Below are 549 nucleotides of genomic sequence, written 5' to 3'. Positions count from 1 at the left end.
GCTCCATATGACTCGAAGACGAAACAAGATCATCCATAAATGATTCAGTCCTAAAGCATTCTAGTCCCAACTCCAACGGGCGAGCAAGCTCGCGCAGTCGAAAGGGAGATTGCGGCGCCCGGGCGCGAGCCGCTTTTCAGCGCTTCGCCGGCGCGCGATCCCAGGTCGTCGGCGTGATGCCGCGCTCGCGCAGCTTGAACTTCTGCACCTTGCCGTTCTCGGTACGGGGAAGGTCGTCGACGATGTCGACGTAGCGCGGAATCGCGAAGTACGGCAGGCGGGCCTCGCAATACCGCGCGAGCGCCACCAGGTCGATCCGGCTGCCGGGCTGGGCGATGATCGAGGCCATCACCTCGTCCTCGGCGAGCTCCGAGCGCACCGGATACACCGCCACCGTCGCGACCAGCGGGTGGCTGAGCAGCACCTGCTCGACCTCGTAAGAGGAGATGTTCTCGCCGCGCCGGCGGATCGCATCCTTCATGCGGTCGATGAAGCGAAATGCGCCGTCGGCTTCGCGCAGCACGCGGTCGCCCGTGTGGAACCAGAGAT

Annotated in this window: 1 protein-coding gene; it reads right to left on the bottom strand. The window is 64.3% G+C overall.

Annotated elements, in window-relative coordinates; all coding sequences use genetic code 11:
* Window positions 1–136 precede the first annotated feature (136 nt).
* On the bottom strand, window positions 137–549 hold a 413-nt coding region (locus AC1DTN_RS38905), incomplete at its 5' end, for an AMP-binding enzyme (protein WP_477925571.1).

This window comes from Rhizobium sp. 01T444 (assembly GCF_056398305.1).
The sequence above is the reverse complement of the archived record's forward strand: the minus strand, read 5'-3'. Positions and strand labels throughout refer to the sequence as shown.